2 pseudogenes are annotated in these 352 nt (G+C 42.6%); both read left to right on the plus strand.

From position 1 onward, the window contains the following. Positions 1 to 131 (plus strand): annotated as a pseudogene (locus EYW48_RS21605) (transposase); the annotation flags it as partial. Between the two features lie 75 nt (positions 132 to 206). After that, positions 207 to 352, plus strand: a pseudogene (locus EYW48_RS21610) (IS66 family insertion sequence element accessory protein TnpB); the annotation flags it as partial.

Raw genomic sequence — 352 nt, forward strand, 5'->3', positions numbered from 1 at the left:
AACAAATTAAAGCTGTAGCTATGGATATGGGCGATTCCTACATAAAAGCGGTCACAGAGCATCTACCCAATGCAGATATCGTCTTTGACCGTTTTCATGTCATGCAGCTATATAGCAAGATAATACGTAAGCGCATCATAAACACCGCATTCTAATCAACCTCAGCACGCTATACGATCAAATCTCCAACCATAAGGAGATCTGAAATGGCAAAACGACGTACCGACCAAGAATGGCAAACCTTGTTCGAGCAATACCAATCCAGTCATCTATCACAGCGGGTCTTCTGTGAGCGTAATGGGTTAAGTCTTTCTACTTTTTATGCCAAACGCCAGCAGTTACAAACTACGGA

Origin of the sequence: Vibrio sp. 1180_3, assembly GCF_029478545.1 — a bacterium.
GTDB classification, from domain to species: domain Bacteria; phylum Pseudomonadota; class Gammaproteobacteria; order Enterobacterales; family Vibrionaceae; genus Vibrio; species Vibrio aestuarianus.